This window comes from Flagellimonas yonaguniensis (assembly GCF_029193885.1).
Classification (GTDB): domain Bacteria; phylum Bacteroidota; class Bacteroidia; order Flavobacteriales; family Flavobacteriaceae; genus Flagellimonas; species Flagellimonas yonaguniensis.
The window spans coordinates 1-2,436 of sequence record NZ_JARFVB010000037.1 but is presented as its reverse complement, the minus strand read 5'-3'; the positions used below and the strand labels follow the sequence as shown (position 1 = coordinate 2,436).

Genomic DNA, 2,436 nt, shown 5'->3' with positions numbered 1-2,436 from the left:
AAACCAAACACAGATCAATGCAGATAATAGAGAACGGTACGGTCTACGATGCGATCATCGTTGGCTCGGGTGCTGGCGGGGGGATGTCCGCAAAGGTGCTCTCGGAGGCCGGCCTGAAGGTTGCGGTCGTAGAGGCGGGCCCATTTTTCGATCCGGCGAGGCCGGAGCACCAGACCCAGTTGAAATGGCCCTATGAAAGTCCAAGAAGGGGGAAGAGCACCCGTTTCCGTCCCTTTGGCGATTTCGATGCGGCCTATGGCGGATGGGATATTGAAGGGGAGCCCTATACCCAAAAGGACGGGACCCAATTTGAATGGTTCCGTTCGCGGATGCTGGGTGGACGGACGAACCACTGGGGGAGGATCTCCCTTCGTTTCGGTCCCAAGGACTTCAAGCACAAGGACGTGGACGGCCATGGGGACAACTGGCCGATAAGCTATGACGATGTGAGGCCCTACTACGACAAGGTGGACAAGATGATCGGGGTGTTCGGCACCAATGAGGGGTTGCCCAACGACCCGGACGGTTTCTTTTTGCCACCGCCCAAACCACGTTTGCACGAACTTTTCTATATAAAAGGGGCAAGGAAGACAAATATCCCGGTGTACCCTTCGCGCTTGTCCATGTTGACCAAGAAGATCAACAACGACCGAGGTGTTTGTTTCTATTGTGGACAATGTAACAGGGCCTGTCAGGTGTATGCCGATTTCTCGGCTGGGACCTGTCTGATCTTCCCGGCACAGAAGAACGGGGGACAGATCGACCTCTTTGTGAACTGCATGGTCCGCGAAGTGACCACCGATGAAGAGGGCAGGGCCACAGGGGTCTCCTACATCAACAAGGAAGACCGTAAGGAGTACAAACTGAAAGGGAAAGTGGTGGTCCTTGGAGCTTCAGCCTGTAGTTCTGCCCGTATCCTTTTGAACTCCAAGAGCGAGCGGCACCCGAACGGGTTGGGGAACAGCAGCGATGTGGTGGGCAGGTACCTGCACGATTCCACGGGAGCCGACAGGGCGGCCTTTGTTCCCGACCTGATGAACCGCAAGGTTTCCTATAACGAGGATGGGGTAGGCGGCATGCACGTGTACTCACCGTGGTGGGGCGATAATTCAAAATTGGATTTTCCAAGAGGATACCATATTGAAGTATGGGGCGGCATGGGTATGCCGAGCTACGGATTTGGTTTCAATGCGAACGAGTTCAACAAGTTCTTCGGGACGAAGGTTGGCGGTTACGGGGACGTGCTGCGCAGCGATGCCAAGAAATACTATGGAGCCGTTGTGGGAATGGCCGGTCGTGGGGAATCCATTGCCAGAAGGGACAATTATTGCGAGATCGACCCGACAAAGGTGGATGAATACGGTATTCCCGTATTGCGATTCCATTACAAATGGTCACAGTTCGAGATCAACCAGGCCAAGCACATGCAGGATACCTTTGAGGAGATACTGATCAATATGGGCGGAGAGCCGTTGGGCAAAAAGCCGGGCAAGGATACCAACTACGGCTTGCACAACCCTGGGAATATCATCCATGAGGTGGGAACCACGAGAATGGGTGATGACCCGAAGACCTCTGTGACCAACAAGTACCAGCAGTTGCACGATGTGGACAATGTGTTCATTGTGGATGCAGGGCCATTTACCTCACAGGCGGACAAGAACTGTACCTGGACCATACTGGCGCTCTCGATGAGGGCCTCGGAGTACATCGTGGAGCAACTCAAACAACAAAACATTTAAGGAGATGGACAGAAGAAAGAGTTTAAAGTCTATAGTATTGGGTTCCGTTGCCGGCGGACTGGCCATGCACGGGTGCAGGCCCTCCACTGAAGGGGCGGAACTGGTGGAGGCACCGAAGATCACCTATCCGGGCCGTGTGCCGCTGGAAGAGGAGCTGATCCAGGAACTGAACGATGAGGAATTTTTGAACCCGCACGAGGTGGAGACATTGACCGTTCTTTGCGACCTTGTTCTACCGGCTTCGGAAGAATTCAGGGCCGCGTCGGATGCAGATGTTGTCGGTTTCATCGAGTTTATGGCCAAGGATGTTCCAGCGTACCAACCCGATATCCGTGGGGGTTTGATGTGGCTGGACCATAAATGCAACACGGAGAACTCGATTGGATTCAAAGATGCCACACAGGAGCAACAGAGGGCCATTTTGGACGGGATCGCCTATTACGACCCCGAGGTGCCCGGCAACGAGCGACCATTTGAGGTGAATTTCTTTTCCTTGGTGCGTAACCTGACCATGACGGGCTTCTACACGAGCAAGATCGGTATAGAGGAGATCGGTTACAAGGGGAACCAGCCCAACGTTTGGGACGGCGTACCGGATGACGTACTGGAACAGCACGGTGTTGCCTATGATGAGGAATGGTTGGCCAAATGCGTGGACCAGAGCAAACGCGGCATTATCGCCGAGTGGGACGAG

2 protein-coding genes are annotated in these 2,436 nt (G+C 54.2%); both read left to right on the top strand.

The window, feature by feature from the left end; genetic code table 11:
• The first annotated feature begins 17 nt into the window (after nucleotides 1-17).
• Complete coding sequence (locus tag PY092_RS19585; RefSeq protein ID WP_275617411.1) at nucleotides 18-1,742, top strand: GMC oxidoreductase; 1,725 nt, start codon at nucleotides 18-20, stop codon at nucleotides 1,740-1,742.
• Nucleotides 1,743-1,746: 4 nt separating this feature from the next.
• On the top strand, nucleotides 1,747-2,436 hold a 690-nt coding region (locus PY092_RS19580), incomplete at its 3' end, for a gluconate 2-dehydrogenase subunit 3 family protein (protein ID WP_275617410.1).

What these genes read in the sequence shown, in the direction of transcription:
- PY092_RS19585 (WP_275617411.1), top strand. Translation starts at nt 18, where the DNA reads ATGCAGATAATAGAGAACGGTACGGTCTACGATGCGATCATCGTTGGC.